Below are 21,983 nucleotides of genomic sequence, written 5' to 3'. Positions count from 1 at the left end.
GCAGCGCCGTTGGGCGAACCATCAGGCGCAATTTCCGGGTCTGTGGCATCTCCGGGTAGAATCGCGCGTTAGGTGCAAATTAGATCACATTATGGGAAGAACCGTGGATAGCAATGGCAACGCATTGACAGGTGCTCAGCTGGAACAGTTACTGGATCGCCTCGAAGCCGATCTCGAGGAAGGCAATTCAAGCGAAGCCGCCGATTTGCTGGCCAGATTGCGCGCCAAGCCTCTGCGGGCCGATTCCCTTGAGTCCATCGACCGGCTGCATACGCTATGGATGCGCGCTGGGGATCCGGAGGCTGCGCTGGCGGTGGTCAACGCAGACGGCGCCGGCACGCTGGAAGCCACGCCGCGCGAAGCGCAGGCCGAACTGCGCATGCACCTGGCGCTCTATCGCCTCCAGATAGCCAACCACGTCAACGAGGAAGAGAGCATCCAGCGTGCCCTCGCTGAGATGCGCGCCATCGTGGCAGGGATGCCGGAGCTGAATGCGGACCGGTATCGGCAGCTTCGCGTGTTCGATAGCCTGGAAGTGCGCAAGCTGGGCATTGCGCTGGAGACAATTGACCTGCGCCATGCATTGAACGGGGCCATCGCGGAACGCGCGCCGTTCCGTGCATGGGACCTCGCCGACTATCAGCGGCGGCGCGCCTGGGCGCTGACGCGCCATGACAGCAACGACGAGGCCCGCGCAGCAGCTGGCGCGGCCATCCTGGCGCTGCAGACGGCCGACGCGCAACAGGACGTCGACGAAAACGACTGGCTGCGCCTGGGCAGCGCCCTGATCGGCATCGCGCCCGAGCGCCTCGCCGACTTCCAGCAGGCCGCGAGGGCCCTGACAGCGCAGCAGTCGTTGCCGCAGCGCCGTGAACTGGAAGTCCGGCTGTCCCGGCTCGCGGCGCGCGCCTTGTACGCGCAGGGCGATTTGCCTGGCGCACTGGACGCCTGCTCCGCCGCGCGCCATAGCCTGTCATCGAACGGCAGCGATGACTTCATCGAATACGAGCTGCCGTGGCTGATGCAAGCCCAGCGCGTTGACGAGGCCGGCCGCCGGGCATTCCTGCACATCTATCAGGTCGAGGACGAGATGTGGGATGGCGCCGCGCAGCTGGTTCACGCGCGGCTGGCCGATGCGGCCGACGGCTCGGCCTGGTGGCCATTGTGCGCCATGCGGGCCTGCAATACGGAAGAAACGCTGGCAGCCTTCCTGTCAAAAGCGCAAGAGGGAGAACAGGATCCGCGGACCCTCTCCCCGACCCATGAAGCGCTCTTTGGCGCCGTGGGTGAGCAAGTGGATGCGCAGGCCTTGCAGTCGGTATTCGACGCAGCACGCGCACTGGCCGAGCAGCGTTCGCCGGGCCATCCATGGATCGCAAGACTGGCGGCGGTCAACGACGGCGCGGCGGGCCGCATCGATGCCACAACGCAAGCGGCGCGGCTGTATGCGGCGGCGCAGGAAGGCGGCATGCAGGACAACCGCACGGCCTATGCCCTGTTCGAGGCTCGGGTGCAATCGCTTGGGGTGATCCAGACGCTGAAGCTGCCGGCCTTCTCGCTGCCAAGCGGGCTGTGGGCGTACAACTTCGGGGTCGCGCTTGGCGATTTGCTCGGGGAACACCTGGACCGCGTCCCTGCCGAGTCGCGCAACGAAACCTACAGCGATTTCATCAAGCTGCAGATTGCCGCCTACGAACAAGGGCAGGCGTGCCTGGAGCGCTATTTCGAGAGCGGTGCCGGCCATCCGTACGATGCCTGCGCGCACCTCTACTCCATGCTGTGCAACAACCTGGCCATCATCTATCGGTACGACGAGCGGCGCTACGAGGATGCCGTCGAGCTGCACAGGCGCGGCATCGCCGCCAGCCCGTTTGCCGAACACTACGCCGGCCTGCTGAGCGTGCGGATCGCAATGCAGGATTCCGAGGGGATCATCAGCGCCGCCGAGCAGCTCTGGCACTACGCCGCCGAGTTTGGCTACAGCCGGCATGACCCCAACGACTACCTGAGCGAGGTGTCGCAGGCCCTGTACAAGCTCGATCGCGACCGCGAGATTCCCATCTGGGTGGAGCGCCTGGTGAAATGGGAGCGGGAAGAAGGCCAGGACGGTAGCAAGCTGTCGAGCAGGGACTTGGGCGTGCGCCTGCAAATGGCTTTCAACCTGGCGCATAACTGCCCCGAAGAAGCCGCGGCCCTGTGGAGCCGCATCGCGCACCACGTCGATGGTTGCTCGGAATCCTGGATGGTCAGCCTGGCGGCCGACACGCTCAGTGGGCTGCAGCGCCACGCCGAGGCCGCCGCCCTCTTTGAGCGTGCCATCGCACTCAATCCGCGCAGCAACGAATACGAGCTCGCCGATGTCAAGGCGATGGAGGAAAAAGTGGCGCTCTACCGCACGCAAGCCAACCCTGCCGGCAAGAGCAAGAGCTGGTGGCAAGTCTGGAAATGAGTACCGCCAGCCGGATGACAGGCTACGCGCCGCGCAACGCCCTCAATGCCGGCGCCCTGAAGGCGGGCATCGCCGCGCGCAGCCAGGCGCGCGGCGACGATGCCGCGGTGCGCGCCTGGCTGCTCAACCACTTCTATCGCCATCTCGTCGCCAACTTTGAGCCGGCCATCAAGATCGATTCGCTCGACGGTGCGCGGCAGGCCCTGAGATCCGAGGCGATGCCGGAGTGGGTTGCGGCGCGCTTTGGCGCGTCGGCCAAGGCGAGCGGCGAAGCAGCAATGCCACCGGCCCCGGTCGTCTGGGTGGATCCTGTCGAGCCGCGCCTGCTGGCGCTGGAAGCGCGGCTCGTCGAGTTCCTGACCTCGCGCAAGGGCACCGCTCTTGACGGCAAGCTCGACCGCATCACCTGCCCGCAAGCACTGGCGCTGTGGGACAAGGAACATGCCGAGATGGCCACGCGCATCGAGCGCGGCTGGCGCCAGAGCCAGCCCGAAGCGCTGCGTACCTTGCTGTCGACGCCGCATGGCGTGTTCGTGGAATTGCTGCCAGACAGTGCGCTGCTGCGCGCGGAAATGGCCTTTGAAAGCTACGTCATGCGGCATTGCCTGGGGCAGTTTTCCGACCGGCGCGCGCTCTCCGGCGGCTACGGCGAGCGCTATGCCGAAGCGGTGGCGCAGCAGCGCCTGCGCTTGCTGAGCTTCCGCGATGCCAGCGGACAACCGCATATCACCATCAGCGTGCATGTGCTGGCCAGTGGCGCGCTCACCATCGACCAGGTCAAGGGCAAGCAGAACAGGCCGCCCATCGCGCGCTACGTGGAAGATGTGCTAGCCTGCCTGAACGCCCTGGGTACCGATGCGGAAACCCCGGACGATTGCATCGCCATCGGCGTGGTGCGCACGCCAGCCGGCTGGGCGCGCATTGAAGACGTGGCCGACGCCGCGACGCAGACCCGATTGGTCGCCCGGTACCCACAACTCTTTGTCAGGCTCCGCGCGCCGACGCCAATGGTGGAGTGGCTGGTCGCCGCGCGCCAGCCTGGCTTGCTGACGGAGCGTTCGCCAATGGCGGCATCGGTCCGGTATGCCACTCGGCAAACGCCGGGCGCGGGTGACGCCGAGGCGGTTGTCGCCACCGAAGACGTGCCATGGCCGGACATCTCGCTGTCGCACGCGGCGCAAATCCAGGCTTCGCCCTCGCGAGGTGTAACGGAGCGCCAGATCGGATGAATGGGATGAATGTCTTCTACCTGCTCCTCGGGGCCTTTGTGCTATGGCGGGTCTGCCGCTTCCTGCGCCCCAAGCGTCCCGCTGTGTTCACCCGGCGCAAGCAATGGGCATTGACGTTGGCGCAGCCCATGGTTGATGCCACCAGCATGACGGGGTTTTTCAACCCCGCATCGGACCACATGACCGACGCGGCGCGCGCGTTGTTCCGCGTGCAGTTGCTGCATCAGATGGAGTTCCGCGCCAATGCCACGGATGACGAAGTGCGCCAGCACCTCGCCCAGATGTTCGAATCACGGTGGTTTCGCGCCGACCTGCATGCGCTGCTGCCGACCGACGATCCGCGCGCCGCGCTGGCCTTTGCCTGCGTCCGGATGGCCTTTTTTGCGCGCACCGTCATGCTGATGGGCTGGGTCGAGCCGATGGCCGCGTGGCGCGTGCTCCTGCTCAACGCGCAGCGCGCGCAGGACTGTTTTGCCAGCTGGGAAGACTTCGGCCATGCCTTTATCGCCGGCCGCCAGCAATGGCTTGCCGCATTCCGCGCCGACCCTCTGGGCAAGGCCTTCGATGCAGCCAGCTTGCGCCAGCTGCTGGCGCCGCCCAAGGGCGCCTGGGCAGCGCTGGCATGGCCGGACCTGCCGGCGTTCAGCCCCGAGCCGCGCTGAGTCAGCGCCTGGACGCCGCCCGGTAGGCGGCGATGCGCGCCTTGAGTCCCGGCCGGGCGGCGGAGCGCACCAGCTCGGCCAGCTGTGCCGCGCGCGCCGCTTCTGCCATGGCGTGGCCGCCCTGCGTGGCGGCCTGGATAGCGGCATGGGTTGGGGCGTCCAGCCGGCGCGCACGCTGCGCCAACGTGGCAAGCGCGCCGGCGCGCGCCTCCGGCGCCATCAAATTGCCGGCCATGTCGCAGGCCAGCGCTTCCTCGGCCTGGACCGCCCGTCCGCTCGCGATCCAGTCCCGCGCCGTAGCCACACCCACCAGCTGCGCCAGCCGAGCGCTGCCCAGCACCAGGCCGAAGGCCGCGCCGGGGAAAGCCAGCGTGCTGCCCGGCGCGATCCAATGCTGCTCGCAGGCCACCATCAGGTCGGCGCCCGCGCCCATGGCGCGGCCCTGGACCAGCGCTACGGTGGTAAAGGGTGCGCCGTGCACGCTTTGCAGCAGCAGCTCGACGCGCACGAAACGCGCCAGCAGCGAATCGTCGCTCTCGCTATCCAGCTCACCCAGATCGAACCCCGTGCAGAAATGCGTGCCGGCGCCGTCAATGGCGAGCAGGCGGGTGCCATCGTGGTGGCACGCCAGCACCGCCGCCGCGAGCGCCTCCACCAGCCCGGCCGACAGCGCATTGCCACGCTCGGGCCGGTTCAGCGTCAATCGGGTGACGTCGCCTTGCTTGTCAATCAGCAGACCGGCTTGTTCCACGTTCACCCCTGCGCCGGCGCTGCCGCCGGCGCCCACAGGTTGGGCACCAGCGCATTGGAGTAGCCGGATACGAACGGCTTGGTGGCGCCGCTGGCGGCGTCATACACATGGCGCTGGATGCGGCCAATGTTGCCGCCATACAGATGCACGCTGATCGACACCCGGTCGTCATGCGCATTGCGCACGCGGTGCACATCGCCCAGCGTGGGCGAGACCGCGGCCACCTGGCCGGCGCTCAGCACCACGGCATCGCCGTCTTCCACCAGCCGGCCGCCTTCCACGCGGTAGTGCTGGTCCACCTCGGCGCCGCGCAGCATGCCGATCAGGCCCCACACCGTGTGGTCGTGCACGGGCGTTTGCTGGCCCGGCCCCCAGACGAAGCTGACCAGCGAAAAGCGATCGAGCGGATCGCCATAGAGCAGATGCTGCTGGTAGTAGACAGGATGCGGGCGTGCCATGGCCTCAGGCAGCCAGTCGTCGTGCGCCACCAGTTCGCTCAGCGCGGCGCTGGCTTGCGCGAGGATGTCCGGCTCGCTGCTGCCCTCGCGTTCTGCCTGCGTAACCACGCGGCTGATGGTGGCAACGAACGCGCGCAGCCGATCAATGTTGCCGATCTTGTCGCTCATGATGATTCCTCTATCTGCCTTTGACATTACGTGGGGTCTTGTTCCGTGGCTGCACTGCCCGCCTGGTAGCGGGCGCGCACGGCGGCGTTGTGCTCGCCCAGCGCCGGCGGGTCGCGGCGGATCGGCAAGCCCAGCCCGTCGAAACGCAGCGGCGAGGCGAAGGTGCGGGTCTGGTGGCCGCCAGGCAGCGTCAGCGGGCGCACCCAATCCATATGCGCCACCTGCGGATCGTCCAGCGCGGCGGCATAGTCGTTGATACGCGCATGCGGCACGCCAGCGGCATTGAAGGCGGCTATCCAGTGCGCCACGCCAGCGGTGGCAAAGCGCTCCTCCAGCAGGATCTTCAGTGCGGCCTGGTTGGCCGCGCGGTCGCGCGTGGTGGCGAAGCGCGCGTCCTGCGCCAGAGCGGGCAGTGCCACCACGCGCACCACTTCGAGCCACAGCTTCTGGTTGCCCGCGGCGATGGCAAAGTAGCCATCGGCGGCCTGGAAGGCCTGGTAGGGCGCATTGCGCGGATGCGCGGAGCCCAGCTTGGCCGGGCTTCGGCCGGTGCCGAAGTACTCGCTGGTCTGCAGTGCGGCGATGCCGAGCGTGCAACCGTACATCGGCACATCAATATGCGCGCCCGCGCCGCCGGCCCGCACCCGGGTGAGCGCGCTGGCAATGGCAAAGGCGCCGTACAGCCCCGAAGCAAAGTCCGCCAGCGGCACGCCGCACTTCACCGGCGCGCCATCGGGCTCGCCGGTTACGCTCATGACGCCGGCCGCAGCCTGGATGGTCAGGTCGAACCCGCCCTCGCCCGCGCGCGGGCCGCTCTGGCCGTAGGCGGACACCGAGCAATACACCAGCCCTGGCTTTTGCTCGCGAAAGCTGGCGTAGCCCAGCCCGAGCCGGTCCATCACCCCCGGGCGGTTGTTCTCGATCACCACGTCGGCATCCAGGATCAGCGCACGCGCCAGCGCCACGTCGGCGGCATCCTTCAGGTTGAGCGCCACCGACTCCTTGTTGCGGTTGAGCGAGGCGAAGTTCTCGGAGAAGCCATCGGATAGCGGCGGCCACTGCCGCAAGGTGTCGCCCTCGGGCGCTTCCACCTTGATCACCTCGGCGCCCATATCGGCCAGCAGCATGCCGCAAAAGGGCCCGGCGGCAACGGTACAGAATTCCACGACCCGCACGCCTTGCAGCGGCAGGTCCTGTTGGTCGAGATCACGCATGGGAAGCATCCACAGGGAAGGAGAGAGAGGCGGCGCAGTGAATCAGCCGTCCTCTTCGGCAAGCTGCCGGCCGCGTTGCGACAACGCGCTGCAACGATTATAGGGAGTTGCAAAATACGATACTATCGTTCCACATTTGAGAACAGGGTGCGCCATCCGCATCAGATGCCCGCATGGAGCATAAGCATCGATGAACAACACCTTGATCAAGGGCCTCGGCGTGATCGAGTTGCTGGCGCACAGCGACCGGCCGCTGGGCCTCACCGAGATCGCCACCCGCCTGGGCCTGGCCAAGAGCAATGTGCATCGGCTGCTGCAAGCGCTGACCGAACTCAACTATGTGATTCGCGACGCCTCCGGCACCGGCTACAGTGCGTCGATCAAGCTCTGGGAGTTGGGCTCGGCGGTGCTCTCGCGGCTGGACCTGCGCCGCCATGCCCAGGCGTGGATGGACAAGCTGATGCACGCCAGCGGCGAGAGCGTGCACCTGTCCGTGCTGGACCGCGCCGAGGTGGTCTACGTGCACAAGATCGACAGCCCCAACCCCGTGCGCGCCTATACCCAGATCGGCGGGCGGGCGCTGGCGCACTGCGTGGCCACCGGCAAGGCGATGCTGGCCTTCCAGCCGGACACCGCGTTGCAGCGCATGTTCACCACGCTGGTGCCGTCCACACCCAACAGCATCGTCGAGCCCGAGCGTTTCCTGCGGGAGATGGCCAAGGTGCGCAAAGAGGGCTATGCGGTCAACCGCGGCGAGTGGCGCGAGACCGTCTACGGCGTGGCCGCGCCGATCTGCGACGGCAACGGGCACGTCATCGCCGCCATCGGGCTGTCGGGGCCCGCTGAGCGGTTCAAGCCGCACAAGATCAAGGGCTTTGCCGCGCTGGTGCTGAACGCGGCCACGGAGATCTCCGATGACCTGGGCGGCGGCAACCGGCACAATGCACTAGCGCTGGCTACGCGCAGCATGGTGGCGATGCGGCGCGGCTGAGCCCCGGGCATCAGCCATTCTTCCTGAGCCCGTGAGAGATCGCGGACGGTGGCTTTTGCCGCACTTTCTCCCGCCCCTCGGAAACGCCGGCGCCTGCCGATGCACAAAACCGGCCGACGCGTTAAGCTTGCGGTTTGGCCGCCGCGCCCACGCGCGGCATCCCCCACCGCGGCGGCACCGGCTGCGCTTGTCGCACGCAACCTTCTTCAGGAGAAAGGCATGTACCAGGATCTCGCCCTCTACATCGACGGAGAATTCGTCAAGGGAGGGGACCGACGCGAGCAAGACGTCATCAACCCCGCCACCCAGGAACTCCTGGGCAAGCTGCCGCATGCCAACCGCGGCGATCTGGACCGCGCCCTGGCCGCCGCGCAGCGCGCCTTTGAAAGCTGGAAGAAGACCTCGCCGCTGGAGCGCTCCAAAATCCTGCGCCGCGTGGCAGAACTGACCCGCGAGCGCGCCAAGGACATCGGCCGCAACATCACGCTGGACCAGGGCAAGCCGCTGGCCGAAGCCATCGGCGAAGTCATGATCTGCGCCGAGCACGCCGAATGGCACGCCGAGGAATGCCGCCGCATCTACGGCCGCGTGATCCCGCCGCGCCAGCCCAACGTGCGCCAGATCGTGGTGCGCGAGCCGGTCGGCGTGTGCGCTGCCTTTACGCCGTGGAACTTCCCTTTCAACCAGGCGATCCGCAAGATGGTCTCGGCCATCGGCGCCGGCTGCACGCTGATCCTCAAGGGCCCGGAAGACTCGCCCAGCGCGGTGGTCGCGCTGGCCCAGCTGTTCCACGATGCAGGCCTGCCCCCGGGCGTGCTGAACATCGTCTGGGGCGTGCCGGGCGAGATCTCCACCTACCTGATCGAATCGCCGATCGTGCGCAAGATCTCCTTCACCGGCTCGGTGCCGGTGGGCAAGCAGCTGGCCGCGCTGGCCGGCGCCCACATGAAGCGCGTGACCATGGAACTGGGCGGGCACTCGCCGGTGCTGGTGTTTGACGACGCCGACATCGAGCCGGCAGCGGAGATGCTGGCGCGCTTCAAGCTGCGCAACGCCGGCCAGGTGTGCGTGTCGCCCACGCGCTTCTACGTGCAGGAAAAAGCCTACGACAAGTTCCTGGCGCGCTTTACTGAAGTGATCGGCTCGATCAAGGTTGGCGACGGCCTGGACGACGGCACCCAGATGGGGCCGCTTGCGCACGAGCGCCGCATCGCCTCGATGGAGCAGTTCCTGGACGACGCCAATCATCGCGGCGGCAAGGTGGTGGCGGGCGGCAAGCGCATCGGTGACAAGGGCTTCTTCTTTGCCCCAACCGTCGTCACCGACCTGCCCGACGACGCCAAGCTGATGGTCGACGAGCCCTTCGGCCCGGTAGCGCCGGTGACGCGCTTCAAGGACGTGGAAGAAGTGCTGCGCCGCGCCAACAGCCTGCCGTTCGGCCTGGCCTCGTACGTGTTCACCAACTCGCTGAAGACCGCGACGGTGGTGTCCAACGGCCTGGAAGCCGGCATGGTCAACATCAACCACTTCGGCATGGCGCTGGCCGAGACGCCGTTTGGCGGCATCAAGGATTCCGGCATCGGCAGCGAAGGCGGCCAGGAAACCTTCGATGGCTACCTGGTGACCAAGTTCATCACGCAGGTCTGATGTACCGTCCTGGCCGGGCAACCGCCCGGCCAGGAAAAGAGGGTTGGCGACGGCTAGCGAGCGCGCGAACCAGGCCTATTTCCCCCGGGCCTTGTGGTAGTCCTCGGCAAAGTCCTTCCACTGTGCCTGCGCCATCTCGCAGCCATGCCGCGCCAGCCGCAGCACCGGCGCGCGCCAGCGCGAACCGGCAGCGAATTCCTGCAACGCCTCGATCCGATCGGCGGCTTCATGTCCGCAGCCGCGCAGGTGCGCCCAGGCCGCCGAGCGCGCCATCGTGAGAAGCACCTCGTTCAGGCTGGCGCGATCGGTGTGAGGCCCAAGGTTCACGCGGTCGGCCGTGGGCTGCAGGCTCTTGACGATATAGGACGGGCTTGCTGGCCCGGGCCCCATCGCCACCGCTGAGAGCAGCGCAGGCGAAGCCGCCTGCATGGCGTGCTGGATATGCACCACGCGCGACGCGTCGCTGCCCCACGCGGGTTGCGCGCCATACGGCAAGCCTTGCCACGCGCTGGGCGCGGCGCGCTTGATGTCGATAAGCCGCTGGGCGGTCGGCGTGCCGGGCGCATGGGCTAGCACCACATAGCGCTCCAGCCCCAGGCTACCCACGCCCGCCACCCGCCGCGCCGCGTCGTCGGCCACGAACTGGCCGTGATGGGCCTGCCGCGCGAACTCACGCAGGATGGCGCCAGCGCGCTTGCGCTCGCCCTTGAGCGGTGCCAGCGCATGGATGTTGTCGACCAGCAGGCGTCGTTTCCCGCCACGCCGCACGGTGCGCGCCGCCAGGACCTCGCCGCGGCGGCGGCGTTTGACGCGGCGCAGCAGCGTCGCCACCAGGCCGGTAGCGGTGGCGCGCTCCACCCAGCGCGGCTTGCCGCTGGCCAGCACCGCCGCGTAGGTATCGAGCATGCGCTCGGCACCCGCGCGCGCGTCGGCATCCGACAGGCCGAGCTGCGGCGCCGCGATCATCAGGCTGGACAGCAAGCGCACGAGGTCCACCGTCAGCGGCGCAACCATCGCGTCGTCGAAGTCGTTCAGATCGAAATAAACCAGGCCGTTGTCGCCCTTGAAGCTGCCCAGGTTCTCCAGATGGAGATCGCCGCAGACATAGGTGGTGGGTGCCTCCATCAGCGCGGCCTCGGTGCCCACTGAGGCGGCGTAGAGGTGGTTGGTGCCACGCAGGAAGGCGAACGGATCGGCGGCGATGGCGGCGAGCTTGCGGGTCAGCCGCTCGGGATCGCGGCCATGGTTATAGATCAGGATGGCTTCCGTAGCTGGGTGCATGGTTTCCTCGTAGTGGCGGGCAACCGGGCAAGTGTACCCGGATGGCGCGCACGGAACATGCACCGCACGCGCAGGCACACTCAGCGGAAGAAAACCCCGCGCAAGAGGAACGTGTAGTCTGCCTCGGCCGCCATCAGGCCCACCAGCACCAGCAGGCAGAGCGGCGGCAGCAGGATGGCGCAGATCAGCGCCAGCCGCTCCCAGGCCATGTGCATGAACACGGCCACGATCAATCCGGCCTTCATCACCATGAAAAGCAGGATCAGGGTCCAGCGCAGATAGCCCTCGAAATGGAAGTAGTCCACCAGGTACGACAACGTGGACAGGACGAACAACAGTGCCCAGATCTTCAGGTACAGGCCAATGGGATGTTGCTGCCCATGTTGCTGCCCATGCGCTTGCCCGTGCGGCAAATCGCCGTGCGAGCCGGCAACGGCGGGGGCCTGCGCGGGCAATTCGGGAGATGGGGTCGACGCAGCCATGATGGGCCTCACCAGAGATAGAACAGCGCGAAGATAAACACCCAAACCAGGTCCACGAAGTGCCAGTAGAGCCCGGCGATCTCCACGATCTGGTAGTTGCCCGTGCGCTCGTAGCGGCCCCGCAGCACCTTGGTGGCGACGATCAGCAGGTAGATCACGCCGCAGCTCACATGCAGGCCATGGAAGCCGGTGATCATGAAGAAGGCGGAGCCAAACTGCGGCGCCCCCATCGGGTTGCCCCACGGGCGTACGCCCTCGGTCACGATCAGCTTGGTCCATTCAAAGGCCTGCATGCTGACGAAGGCCACGCCGAACAGCGCCGTGGCAAACATGAGCAACGCGCATCTCACGCGATCGCGCCGGTAGGCAAAGTTGACGGCCATCGCCATCGTCCCGCTGCTGCTGATGAGCACGAAGGTCATGATGGCGATCAGCAGCAACGGCACCTCGGTGCCACCCACCTTGAGCCCGAACACGATGCTGGGGTTCGGCCAGGGCGCCGTGCTGGCGATCCTGACCGTCATGTACCCAGTCAGGAAACAGCTGAAAATGAAGGTGTCGGACACGAGGAAGATCCACATCATCGCCTTGCCCCACGACACCTTGAAGGCCTGCTGGTCCGAGGACCAGTCGGCCACCAGCCCGCGCAAGCCGGTCACCGCCGGTGCGGATGAAGTGGGTAGCGAAGACATGGGCACGTCTCCTTCGAGAATCGGCCGGGCCGCCTAGCCGCGGCCGCAGATAAAGCGAACGAACTCCGGCGTGAGCCAGCCAAGCGCGGCCAGCAGCACCAGCCACACGGCCAGCAGGAAATGCCAGTAGCGCGCGCACAGGCGAATGCGCAGCGCGCTGCCCGGCCCGGCGCGCATGGCCATCGCCCAGCCAGCCAGGCCGCCCAGCACATGCAGGCCATGCATCGCGGTCAGCAGGTAGAAGAAACTCCCGGACGGGTTATTGGCAGGCACCACGTGGATGGCGAGCAGGGCCTGCCATGCCCACAACTGCGAAGCCACGAACGCCGCCGCGGCCAGGCCGCCGAAGCACAGCGCGCGGTGCGCCACCGAGACACGTCCGGCGCGGGCCGCGCGCGCGGCCACCAGCATCACCCCGCTCCCCGCAGCCAGCAAGGCCGTGGACAGCCAGACCTGCCACGGCAACGCCACCGCGTGCCAGTCTGGCGAATCCATGCGCATGGCGTACGCGGCGATAAACAATGCAAACAGCGAGCTCACCACGCCCATGAACACCCACAGCCCGATGCTGGCCGGCGCGGGCCTCGCGCGCTGCCTGCCCACATCGCCGGGGCCGGGGCCCGGGCGCCGCTCGCCGTCGGCACCGGCGCGATAGACCAGGTTAGCGTTCATGCCACGGCTCCATGGCTGGTGTGCGGCTCGGGCTCGGCGCCCCCGGCCTCGGGTGGCGCGTTCTGCGCGATGAAATCCTCGCTCGCGCCTGGCACGCTATAGGCATAGGCCCAGCGATGCACCACCGGCTGCTCCGCGCCCCAGTTGCCGTGCACGGGTGGCGTGTCCGGTGTCTGCCACTCCAGCGAGGCCGCGCGCCAGGGATTGGAGCCCGCCGGCCTGCCGTGCCTGAGGCTCCAGGCCAGGTTGAAGATGAACAGCAACTGCGCCGCCGCCACGATAAACGCCGCCACGGAGATATAGGCGTTCATGGTGTGCGCCGACTCGGGGATGAAGGCGTAGTTGTCGTAGGCGTAGTAGCGCCGCGGCATGCCAAGGATGCCCAGGTAGTGCATCGGGAAGAAGATGGCATAGGTGCCGACGAACGTCACCCAGAAATGAATGTGCCCAAGCTTGTCGTTGAGCATGCGGCCGGTGACCTTGGGGTACCAGTGATAGATCCCGCCAAACACCACCAGGATCGGCGAAACGCCCATCACCATATGGAAGTGCGCGACCACGAAATACGTGTTCGACAGCGGAATGTCCACGCTGACATTGCCCAGGAACAGCCCGGTCAGCCCGCCGATCACGAAGGTGCTGATAAAGGCGATGGCAAACAGCATCGGCACCGAGAAATGGATGTCGCCCCGCCACAGCGTGATGACCCAGTTATAGACCTTGATGGCGGTGGGAATCGCGATGATCAGCGTGGTGGTGGCAAAGAAGAAGCCGAAGTACGGGTTCATCCCGCTCACGAACATATGGTGCGCCCACACCACCACCGACAGCACGCCGATGGCCAGGATGGCCCACACCATGGTGCGATAGCCGAAGATGCTCTTGCGCGAATGCACGCTGACCAGGTCGGAGACGATGCCGAACGCCGGCAACGCGACGATGTACACCTCCGGGTGGCCGAAGAACCAGAACAGGTGCTGGAACAGCAACGGGCTGCCGCCCTTGTAGTTAAGCTGCTGGCCCAGCGACACGATTGCCGGCATGAAGAAGCTCGTGCCCAGCGTGCGGTCCAGCAGCATCATCACACCTGACACGAACAGCGCCGGAAAGGCCAGCAGCGCCAGGATGGTGGCCATGAAGATGCCCCACACGGCCAGCGGCATGCGCATCAGCGTCATGCCCTCGGTGCGCGCCTGCAGCACGGTGGTGACGTAGTTGAGCCCGCCCATGGTGGCGGCCACAATGAAGATCAGCAGCGACACCAGCATCAGGATGATGCCCCACTCATAGCCGGGCGTGCCCGGCAGGATGGCCTGCGGCGGATACAGCGTCCAGCCGGCGCCGGTGGGCCCGCCCGGCACGAAGAAGCTCGACAGCAGCACCAGCACCGAGAGGAAGTAGACCCAGAAGCTCAGCATGTTGAGGTACGGGAACACCATGTCGCGCGCCCCCACCATCAGCGGGATCAGGTAATTGCCGAAGCCGCCGAGAAAGAGCGCCGTGAGCAGGTAGATCACCATGATCATCCCGTGCATGGTCACGAACTGGTAGTAGCGGTTGGCGTTGATAAACGTGAAGTGCCCGGGGAAGCCCAGTTGCAGACGCATCAGGTTGGAAAGCACCACGCCGATCAGCCCCACGAAGATGGCAACCAGCGTGTACTGCACCGCGATCACCTTGTGATCCTGGCTCCAGATGTAGCGGGTAAAGAAGCTCTGCGGTCCGTCGTGGGCGGCCTCGTCGGCGTATGCCATTGCACTCCCTCCTGTAACCTTCTTTGCAACCTGCCTGCGACCTACCTGGCCGCCGCGCCCGACGCGGCGCCTGCCTGCATTGCAGCGCCGGGCGCGCCGTTGGCGCGGATGTAGGCAATCAGCGCGCTCACCTCCTCGTCGCTCAGGGCCATCTTCGGCATGAGCGGGCCGAAACCCTTGACCAGGCGCGCCTGCGGATCGGTGATCTCCGTCTTCAGGTAAGCGTCGTCGACCTTCGCGCTGCTGCCGTCGGCAAAGGTCCCGGTACTGCCATACAAGCCCTTCCAGCTTGGCCCCACGCCAACGGTGCCATCGATGCTGTGGCAACCCACGCAGCCCTTGCTCTGGGCCAGCGCACGGCCCTGTTCGACGAGCGTATCGGCTGCCGGCGCGCCAGCAGGCGCAGCCGCTGGCGCCGTTGGGGGCGTCTTCACCATGGTCAGCGCAAACGTCGGCTGGCGCGCGAGCCATGCCTGGAACGCCGCCTCGTCCTCCACCACCACGTGGCCACGCATGTTGTAATGGCCGACCCCGCACAGTTGCGCGCACAGGATCTCGTACGTGCCCGCCTTGGTCGGCGTGAACCAGAACGACGTAACAGTGCCGGGCACCATGTTCATGCGGGCCCGAAACGGCGGCACGTAGAAGTCGTGGAGCACGTCCTTGGAGCGCAGCAGCACCTTGACCGGACGATTCAGCGGCAGATGGACTTCCTGGCCGGCGACGATGATGTCGTCCTGCCCGCGCGGGTCGTCCGGGTTCACGCCGAGCGGGTTGGCGGGCGTGACAAAGCGCGGGTCCGAGGTGCCGAGCTGGCCGCCCCGGCCGGGAAAGCGAAAGCCCCACTGCCACTGCTGGCCCACCACCTCCAGAACCATGGCGTCGCCGGGTGGACGCACGTACTCGGCATAGACGAACAGGCCCGGCGCCAGCAGCGCGATCACCCCAAGGGTGGTGCCCGCGGTCAGCCACAGCTCCAGCTTGGGGTTCTCCGGCTGATAGGCCGCGCGCGCGCCGTCGCGATGGCGGTAGCGCCAGACGATGTAGGCGACGAACAGGTTGATGATGACGAAGAAGATGCCGGTGATGACCAGCGTGATGGTCAGCGTGTCGTCCATCTGCTTCCAGTTGGAGGCAAGCGGTGTCGCCCACCACGGGCTCACGAAATGGAAGAGCACCGAAGCAACGACGATGATCACGATTGCAATGGCTATCGCCATACCGACCCTCCCCGCTTGCGTACAGAAGGTTGCGAACTACACGCAAGCTGAGATAAGACTAGTGCATCTGGTCCGCCACCGGCAAGGCGGCCTTGACAGCGCTTTGGGTGCGATGCCACACAAAATTGGCCCGGCCACGCGCCACCGGCGGCAAAACAAAAAGCGGCGGAGAAAGCCGGAGCTTTCATCCGCCGCCGCCGGCCCGCACGGCCCGTGTAGTGGCAATGCGCGGGTCTAAACCACTAAACCACTAAACCACTAAACCGCGTAGACGCAGGGCAATGGAAGCAGGGATATGCGCTGCGGCACGCGCTGATGGGTTGGCTGGTATTTCCTCCGGTTTGCGTGCTCAGTGAGATACATCCTTGCTTTCGAGCTTCCAGTAGGCAATGGCCGCGGTCATGCCGAAGATCATGTGGCCAACCAGCGTATGCCAGCCACGCGCATCGGCGAACCAGGTGAAGAAGTGCGTCATGCCGTAGAAGTTGAGCAGGTACACGGCAATGCCGAATACCGCGCCGGTAAGCAATGCCAGGCCCGTGCTCGAATCCAGGTGAAATGGCGCGATGATGGCCCCCAGGATCATGCCCAGCACCGCGCCGAGCACAAAATGGATCATCAGCGCCGCGGCCACGGTACCCACGCTGAACAACGATGTCTGGAGCACGTCCTGCCCCATCAGGATCGCCGCGATCATCCGCGTCGTGCCCCACGGGTTGATGCCCGCCACCATCGTCGACCAGAACAGCTCGATCACCATCAACAGCGCCCCGGCCGCCAGCCCCGACACCGCTGCCGCGGTCCAGTCTGGCATGCGGCGCACGTAGTGGTGCGATTGCATGTGAAGTTCCATAGCCACCTCCAGATATGCTGTTTCACCGCCGCTTTTGCTGCAGTTGCGCTGCGGTTGCTCTGCTGTTGCTCTGCTGTTGCGCTTCTTATACGCAAGTTGCGACTCGACTGCCGATCAGGCCTGCGTATCTGCACAGCATAGGACACGCCGGCCTGATCGTTTGACCGCACACGCGCAAATAAGTGCTGGAGGTGGGCCGGCGCCACGTTGGCGCCGCAACGTGCCACGCGCGGGTGACAGGATCGGTACTTGGCGGGCAGCGATCCGTTCAGGCGGCGCTGGCCTGGGTGCCGGCGACCGCCGCGAGTGTCGCCAGCACGCCGTGCTCGCGCAGCATGCGCGTATGCGTGGCAAGCGTTTCGACGAACACGCGCGAAGCGGCCAGATCCCCGAACACCGGCGTGAACGACGCGATGGCCGCGATGCGATCCGCTTCCCGCGCATGCCGGGCATCGGCCTCGGCCAGCAAGGCATGCAGCGAAGATGCCAGCGGGTCTTCGATACGGTACTCGGCGCCGTGCTCGTCCCGGCCGCGCAGGAAATGCAGCCAGCCGGCCACGCCCAGCGCCAGGCGCGGAAACGGGGCACCGGCGCGCAAGCGCTCGCGGATCGGCGCCAGCAGGCGCTGCGAGATCTTCTGCGAGCCGTCCATGGCGATCTGGCTGGTCTTATGCTGCAGCGCGGGATTAGCAAAGCGCGCCAGCAGGTCGCGCCGATAGGCCACGGTGTCCAGCCCCGGCAGCGCAGGCAAGGTTGGCAGCATTTCCTGCTCCATCATGCCGGCTATCAGCGCGCGCACAGCCGGCACGGCGATGGCGCGGTCGGTGGTGGCCCACCCGGCCACCATGCCCAGGTAGGCCATGGTCGAATGGCTGCCGTTGACCAGGCGATGCTTGAGCGTCTCGAACGGGTGCGCGTGCTCGACGAACTGCGCCCCGCCCGCCTCCCAGCGCGGCCGGCCGGCCACGAAGCGGTCCTCCATCACCCACTGCAGGAAGGGTTCGCCCACCACGGGCCATGCGTCCTCCACGCCAAGCGTGGCGCTGATGCCCGCGGCATCGTCCACGGTGGTCTTGGGCACGATGCGGTCGACCATGGCATTGGGAAAGCCGCAGCGTTCGGCCACCCAATCGTGCAGCGCGCCATCCACGCGCGCGCAGAAGGCCAGCAGCAAGGCGCGCAGCGTGTCGCCGTTGGCGGCGATGTTGTCACAGCTGAGCAAGGTCAGCGGCGGCAGGCCGCGTGCCATGCGCCGTTGCAGGCCGCGCGCCAGATAGCCGATGGCGGTAACCGGGGCGCTGGCATGCAGCAGGTCATGCACGACGCCCGGGTCGCTGAAGTTCAATGTGCCGGTGGCGGGGTCATGGCAGTAACCCTTCTCCGTCACCGTCAGGCTGACGATGCGCGCGTCCGCATGCGCGATCCGCTCCAGCACGGCATCGGGATCATCGGCGGCCACCAGCACCGCAATCACCGCGCCGATCACCTGCAACTGCGCGAAGCGGCTGCCGTCGTCCCGCACCCCGCGCAGCGCCAGCGTGTACAGGCCTTGCTGCGGCGCCAGCGCGTCGCGCGTGTCGGGCCGGCGAAGCGAGACGCCGACGATGCCCCAGTCTAACGAGTGCGCGTCGGCGGCATCCGCGTGCAGCGCGGCTTCCGTCACCGCCGCCTGGTGCGCGCGGTGAAAGGCACCGATGCCCAGGTGGACGATGCCGCCGCGCAGGCGTTCGCGCGGATAGCGCGGGCGCAGTACGTCCTGCGGAAGTTGCGCGAGCGTGTCGGGATGCAGTCTTGGCGTCGTCATCGTGCGTGCCTGTGTTTGCCTGGCATTAGAACTACCAGTGCCAGAGCGTGCCATCGTGGGCAAGGCGATTCACCGGCAGGTAGGCGCGTTGATAGGGATACCTGGCCGCCAGCGTCTCGTCGATATCCACGCCATGTCCCGGCGCATCGCCCGGATACAGCATGCCGTTGGCAAAGGTGTAGGCGTGCGGGAACACCGCATCGGTCTGCTCGCTGTGGCGCATGTATTCCTGGATGCCGAAGTTAGGCACCCACAGATCAAAATGCAGCGCGGCGCCCATGCACACCGGCGAGAGGTCGGTCGCGCCATGCGAGCCGGTGCGGACCTGGTGCATGGCGGCGAAATCAGCGATGCGGCGCAGGTGCGTAATGCCACCCGCATGGACCACGGTGGCGCGGATGTAGTCGATCAACTGTTCCTGGATCAGCGTCTTGCAATCCCAGATGGTGTTGAAGACCTCGCCCACCGCCAGCGGCGTGGTGGTGTGCTGGCGGATCAGCCGGAAGCTCTCCTGGTGCTCCGCGGGCGTGGCGTCTTCCATCCAGAACAGGCGGAACGGCTCCAGCGACTTGCCCAGGCGCGCCGCCTCGATCGGCGTGAGCCGGTGGTGCACGTCGTGCAGCAGGTGCAGGTCCCAGCCAGCCGCGTCACGTACCTTCTCGAACAGGCGCGGCGTGTGGTCCAGGTAGCGCTCCGTGCTCCAGTCGTGCTCCGACGGCAGCGACGCATCGGCCGGCTCGTAGAACAGGCGGTCAGACGACACGCCATACACCTTGTTAAGCCCCGGCACACCCGATTGCGCGCGCACCGCGCGGTAGCCCATTTCCTGGTAGCGCAGCACCTCGTCCACCGTGGCCTCGATATCGCTGCCATTGGCGTGGCCGTACACCATCACGCCGGTGCGGCTCTTGCCGCCCAGCAACTGGTAGAGCGGCATGCCCGCTGCCTTGGCCTTGATGTCCCACAGCGCGGTATCCACCGCGGCGATCGCGCTCATGGTCACCGGCCCCCGCCGCCAGTACGCGCCGCGATACAGGTACTGCCAGATGTCCTCCACCTGGTGCGGGTCGCGCCCGATCAGGCAAGGCGCCACGTGGTCCGCCAGGTAGCTCGCCACGACCAGCTCGCGGCCGTTGAGCGTGGCATCGCCAATGCCGCTCAGGCCCTCGTCGGTCTCGATCTTCAGCGTCACGAAGTTGCGTCCCGGGGAACACACGATGACGCGCGCGGCGGTGATCTTCATGCTCTCTCCTGCGTGGTTTTTTTCGATGGTTCCCGGTGCCTGCTCGCGCTTACATGACCGCGCCCAGCGACCACGGCACGAACTCGTTCTGCCCGTAGCCGTGCAGCTCGCTTTTGGTCTTTCGCCCCGATGCGGTCTCCAGCATCAGCCGGAAAATCTGCTCGCCCTTTTGCGCGATGCTGGCGCCGCCATCGACGATGTCGCCGCAGTTGATGTCGATATCGTCGGCCTGCCTTTGCCACAGCGCGTTATTGGTCGCCAGCTTGAGCGAGGGCGATGGCGCGCAGCCGTAGGCCGAGCCGCGCCCCGTGGTGAAGCAGATCAGGTTGGCGCCGCCCGCCACCTGGCCGGTGGCCGAGACCGGGTCGTAGCCAGGCGTGTCCATGAAGACCAGGCCGCGCGCGCGCACCGGCTGCGCGAATTCGTAGACCTCCACCAGGTTGGTGGTGCCGCTCTTGGCCACCGCGCCTAGCGACTTCTCCAGGATGGTGGTGAGCCCGCCGGCCTTGTTGCCAGCCGAGGGATTGTTGTCCATGCTGCCGTGGTTGCGCGCGCAGTAGTCCTCCCACCAGCGGATCCGCGCCAGCAGGCGCGCGGCCACCGCTGGCGACGCCGCGCGGCGCGTCAGCAGATGCTCGGCGCCGTAGATCTCGGGCGTCTCGGACAAAATGGCGCCGCCGCCGTGGCGCACCAGCAGATCCACGGCCGCGCCCAGCGCCGGGTTGGCAGTCAGCCCGGAGTAGCCATCCGAGCCGCCGCATTGCAGGCCCACCGTGATGTGGCTCGCTGGCACGGCTTGCCGGTGCACGCGATTGGCATCGGCAAGCAGGTCCAGCACGATGGCCACGCCGCGCGCCACCGCGCCGGCCGTGCCGCCGCTGTCCTGGATGTTGAACGCATGCAGGCGCGGGCCGCCGGCCATGCCAGCGAGATGCGCCTCGGCCAGTAGGCCATCGATCTGGTTGGCCTCGCAGCCCAGCCCCACCACCAGCACCGCGGCAAAGTTCGGGTGGCGCGCGTAGCCCGCCAGCGTGCGGCGCAATACGCGCAGGTTCTCGCCCTCGCTATCGGTGGCGCAGCCCGCGCCATGCGTGAGCGCCACCACGCCGTCCACATTGGGAAACGCGCCCAGTGCCTCGGGGCGAAGCTCGCGCCGGAAATGATCGGCAATGGCGCGCGCCACCGTTGCGGAGCAGTTCACCGAGGTGAGGATGCCAATGTAGTTGCGGGTGGCCACGCTGCCGTCGGCCCGTTTGATGCCGTCGAAGCAGGCAGGTGCATCAACGTACTCGGTGGCGCGCGCATCGGCGCCGGCAGCGTATTCGCGTGCGAACTCGCCCATGGCCAGGTTATGCGTATGCACGTGCTGGCCCGGCGCGATCGGCTGGCGCGCAAAACCGATGATCTGGTTGTAGCGCCGCACCGGCGCGCCCGCGGCGATGGCGCGCACCGCCAGCTTGTGTCCGGGCGGCACCAGGCTGGCGACGGTCACGCCCTCGGCGGCGATGACGGTGCCCGGCACCAATTGGCGGCAGGCGATGACGATGTCGTCGGCGGGGTGTATGCGGATGACATTGAGGATGTTATCGGCTGGCATGCTGGCTCCGGGCGGATGGCTGAGAGGGACGAGCAGGATGTGCCGCCTCAGTTGGACCAGCCACCGTCGATCACCTGCGCCGTGCCGGTGGTGAATGCCGATTCGTCCGAGCCGAGATACACCGCCAGCGCGGCGATCTCCGCGGCGCTGCCGATGCGCCCCATTGGCTGGCGGGCGACAAAGGCGGCTTCCACCTCGGCCAGGCTCTTGCCGCCATCACGCGCCTGGTCCGCGATGCGCTGGCGCAGCGAGGGCGACTCCACCGTGCCAGGGCAGATCGCATTGCAGCGGATGCCATGGCCGATGTAGTCCGCCGCCACCGACTTGGTCATGCCGATCACCGCCGCCTTGGTGGCGCCGTAGACGAAGCGGTTGGGCGCGCCCTTGATGCTGCCCGCCACCGACGCCATGTTGACGATCGAGCCGCGGCGCTGCGCCACCATGGCGGGCAGGAAGGCGCGCATCATGCTGTACATGGCGCGCACGTTCAGGTTCATCGAGAAATCGAAAGCCGCTTCGTCGCATTCCAGGATGGTGCCGTGGTGCACGAAGCCCGCGCCGTTGAACAGGATATCGAGCGCGCCAGCCTGCTTCGCCGCGGCCTGCACCGCGGCGCCGTCCGTCACGTCCAGCCGCAGCGTGGTGCAGCCGGACTGGCCGGCCAGCGCCTCGAGCAGGCGCTCGTTGATATCGGCGGCGATCACGCGCGCGCCTTCACGCAGATAGGCTTCGGCGGTGGCGCGGCCAATGCCCTGCCCGGCCGCGGTGACGAGGGCCAGCTTGCCAGCGAGTCGTTGCGTCATCAGTCGTTCTCCA

Annotated in this window: 19 protein-coding genes; 5 read left to right on the top strand and 14 right to left on the bottom strand. The window is 67.0% G+C overall.

The window, feature by feature from the left end; genetic code table 11:
• Positions 1–124 precede the first annotated feature (124 nt).
• The 3 genes from AC07XB_RS27055 to AC07XB_RS27045 are packed head-to-tail and all read left to right on the top strand — an operon-like array spanning position 125 to position 4,340.
• On the top strand, positions 125–2,449 hold the full coding sequence (locus AC07XB_RS27055) for a coiled-coil domain-containing protein (RefSeq protein ID WP_492828921.1): 2,325 nt from the start codon (positions 125–127) through the stop codon (positions 2,447–2,449).
• A complete protein-coding gene (locus AC07XB_RS27050; RefSeq protein WP_492809759.1) occupies positions 2,446–3,678 on the top strand; it encodes a hypothetical protein in 1,233 nt (410 codons plus the stop codon). Before AC07XB_RS27055 ends, AC07XB_RS27050 begins: the two co-directional genes overlap by 4 nt.
• A 5-nt stretch (positions 3,679–3,683) precedes the next feature.
• Complete coding sequence (locus AC07XB_RS27045; protein ID WP_492828923.1) at positions 3,684–4,340, top strand: DUF1266 domain-containing protein; 657 nt, start codon at positions 3,684–3,686, stop codon at positions 4,338–4,340.
• A gap of 1 nt (position 4,341) precedes the next feature.
• Here the strand turns inward: AC07XB_RS27045 and AC07XB_RS27040 are convergent, their stop codons facing one another.
• The 3 genes from AC07XB_RS27040 to AC07XB_RS27030 are packed head-to-tail and all read right to left on the bottom strand — an operon-like array spanning position 4,342 to position 6,931.
• Positions 4,342–5,091, bottom strand: coding sequence for an enoyl-CoA hydratase/isomerase family protein (locus AC07XB_RS27040; RefSeq protein WP_492828925.1), 750 nt, complete (start codon positions 5,089–5,091; stop codon positions 4,342–4,344).
• A gap of 2 nt (positions 5,092–5,093) precedes the next feature.
• On the bottom strand, positions 5,094–5,717 hold the full coding sequence (locus AC07XB_RS27035; RefSeq protein ID WP_492828927.1) for a cysteine dioxygenase family protein: 624 nt from the start codon (positions 5,715–5,717) through the stop codon (positions 5,094–5,096).
• A gap of 26 nt (positions 5,718–5,743) precedes the next feature.
• Positions 5,744–6,931: a CaiB/BaiF CoA transferase family protein gene (locus AC07XB_RS27030; protein ID WP_492375888.1), complete on the bottom strand. Its 1,188-nt coding sequence runs from the start codon at positions 6,929–6,931 to the stop codon at positions 5,744–5,746.
• A 190-nt stretch (positions 6,932–7,121) separates the two neighbouring features.
• On the opposite strand from AC07XB_RS27030, the gene AC07XB_RS27025 reads away from it, so the two are divergent.
• Positions 7,122–7,922 (top strand): IclR family transcriptional regulator, encoded by an 801-nt coding sequence (locus AC07XB_RS27025; protein WP_492375889.1) that lies wholly within the window; start codon positions 7,122–7,124, stop codon positions 7,920–7,922.
• A 219-nt stretch (positions 7,923–8,141) separates the two neighbouring features.
• The gene (locus AC07XB_RS27020; protein WP_492828929.1) at positions 8,142–9,569 is read left to right on the top strand and encodes an NAD-dependent succinate-semialdehyde dehydrogenase; all 1,428 of its coding nucleotides are present in this window, start codon (positions 8,142–8,144) and stop codon (positions 9,567–9,569) included.
• Between the two features lie 75 nt (positions 9,570–9,644).
• Here the strand turns inward: AC07XB_RS27020 and AC07XB_RS27015 are convergent, their stop codons facing one another.
• From AC07XB_RS27015 to AC07XB_RS26965, 11 genes are all read right to left on the bottom strand, one after another.
• Complete coding sequence (locus tag AC07XB_RS27015; RefSeq protein ID WP_492809754.1) at positions 9,645–10,850, bottom strand: DUF2252 family protein; 1,206 nt, start codon at positions 10,848–10,850, stop codon at positions 9,645–9,647.
• Positions 10,851–10,930: 80 nt separating this feature from the next.
• A complete protein-coding gene (locus tag AC07XB_RS27010; RefSeq protein WP_492375891.1) occupies positions 10,931–11,332 on the bottom strand; it encodes a cytochrome C oxidase subunit IV family protein in 402 nt (133 codons plus the stop codon).
• A gap of 8 nt (positions 11,333–11,340) precedes the next feature.
• Positions 11,341–12,024: a heme-copper oxidase subunit III family protein gene (locus AC07XB_RS27005; RefSeq protein WP_492375892.1), complete on the bottom strand. Its 684-nt coding sequence runs from the start codon at positions 12,022–12,024 to the stop codon at positions 11,341–11,343.
• A 33-nt stretch (positions 12,025–12,057) separates the two neighbouring features.
• Positions 12,058–12,696, bottom strand: a complete 639-nt coding sequence (locus AC07XB_RS27000) for a cytochrome c oxidase subunit 3 family protein (protein ID WP_492375893.1) — start codon at positions 12,694–12,696, stop codon at positions 12,058–12,060.
• Positions 12,693–14,450: a cytochrome c oxidase subunit I gene (ctaD, locus tag AC07XB_RS26995; RefSeq protein WP_492375894.1), complete on the bottom strand. Its 1,758-nt coding sequence runs from the start codon at positions 14,448–14,450 to the stop codon at positions 12,693–12,695. Before ctaD ends, AC07XB_RS27000 begins: the two co-directional genes overlap by 4 nt.
• A gap of 41 nt (positions 14,451–14,491) precedes the next feature.
• Positions 14,492–15,670, bottom strand: a complete 1,179-nt coding sequence (locus AC07XB_RS26990) for a c-type cytochrome (protein WP_492828931.1) — start codon at positions 15,668–15,670, stop codon at positions 14,492–14,494.
• A gap of 349 nt (positions 15,671–16,019) precedes the next feature.
• Complete coding sequence (locus tag AC07XB_RS26985; RefSeq protein ID WP_459375043.1) at positions 16,020–16,523, bottom strand: hypothetical protein; 504 nt, start codon at positions 16,521–16,523, stop codon at positions 16,020–16,022.
• Between the two features lie 268 nt (positions 16,524–16,791).
• Complete coding sequence (locus AC07XB_RS26980) at positions 16,792–18,327, bottom strand: mannitol dehydrogenase family protein (protein WP_492828933.1); 1,536 nt, start codon at positions 18,325–18,327, stop codon at positions 16,792–16,794.
• Positions 18,328–18,358: 31 nt separating this feature from the next.
• Positions 18,359–19,570: a D-mannonate dehydratase ManD gene (manD, locus tag AC07XB_RS26975; RefSeq protein WP_492828935.1), complete on the bottom strand. Its 1,212-nt coding sequence runs from the start codon at positions 19,568–19,570 to the stop codon at positions 18,359–18,361.
• Between the two features lie 49 nt (positions 19,571–19,619).
• On the bottom strand, positions 19,620–21,167 hold the full coding sequence (locus AC07XB_RS26970; protein ID WP_492828937.1) for a UxaA family hydrolase: 1,548 nt from the start codon (positions 21,165–21,167) through the stop codon (positions 19,620–19,622).
• Positions 21,168–21,214: 47 nt separating this feature from the next.
• Positions 21,215–21,970, bottom strand: a complete 756-nt coding sequence (locus AC07XB_RS26965; protein ID WP_492828939.1) for an SDR family oxidoreductase — start codon at positions 21,968–21,970, stop codon at positions 21,215–21,217.
• Positions 21,971–21,983 lie beyond the last annotated feature (13 nt).

The organism is Cupriavidus sp. GW821-FHT02F09, assembly GCF_059421605.1.
Note: the sequence above shows the minus strand (reverse complement) of the source record. Positions and strands in the feature narration are given on the sequence as shown.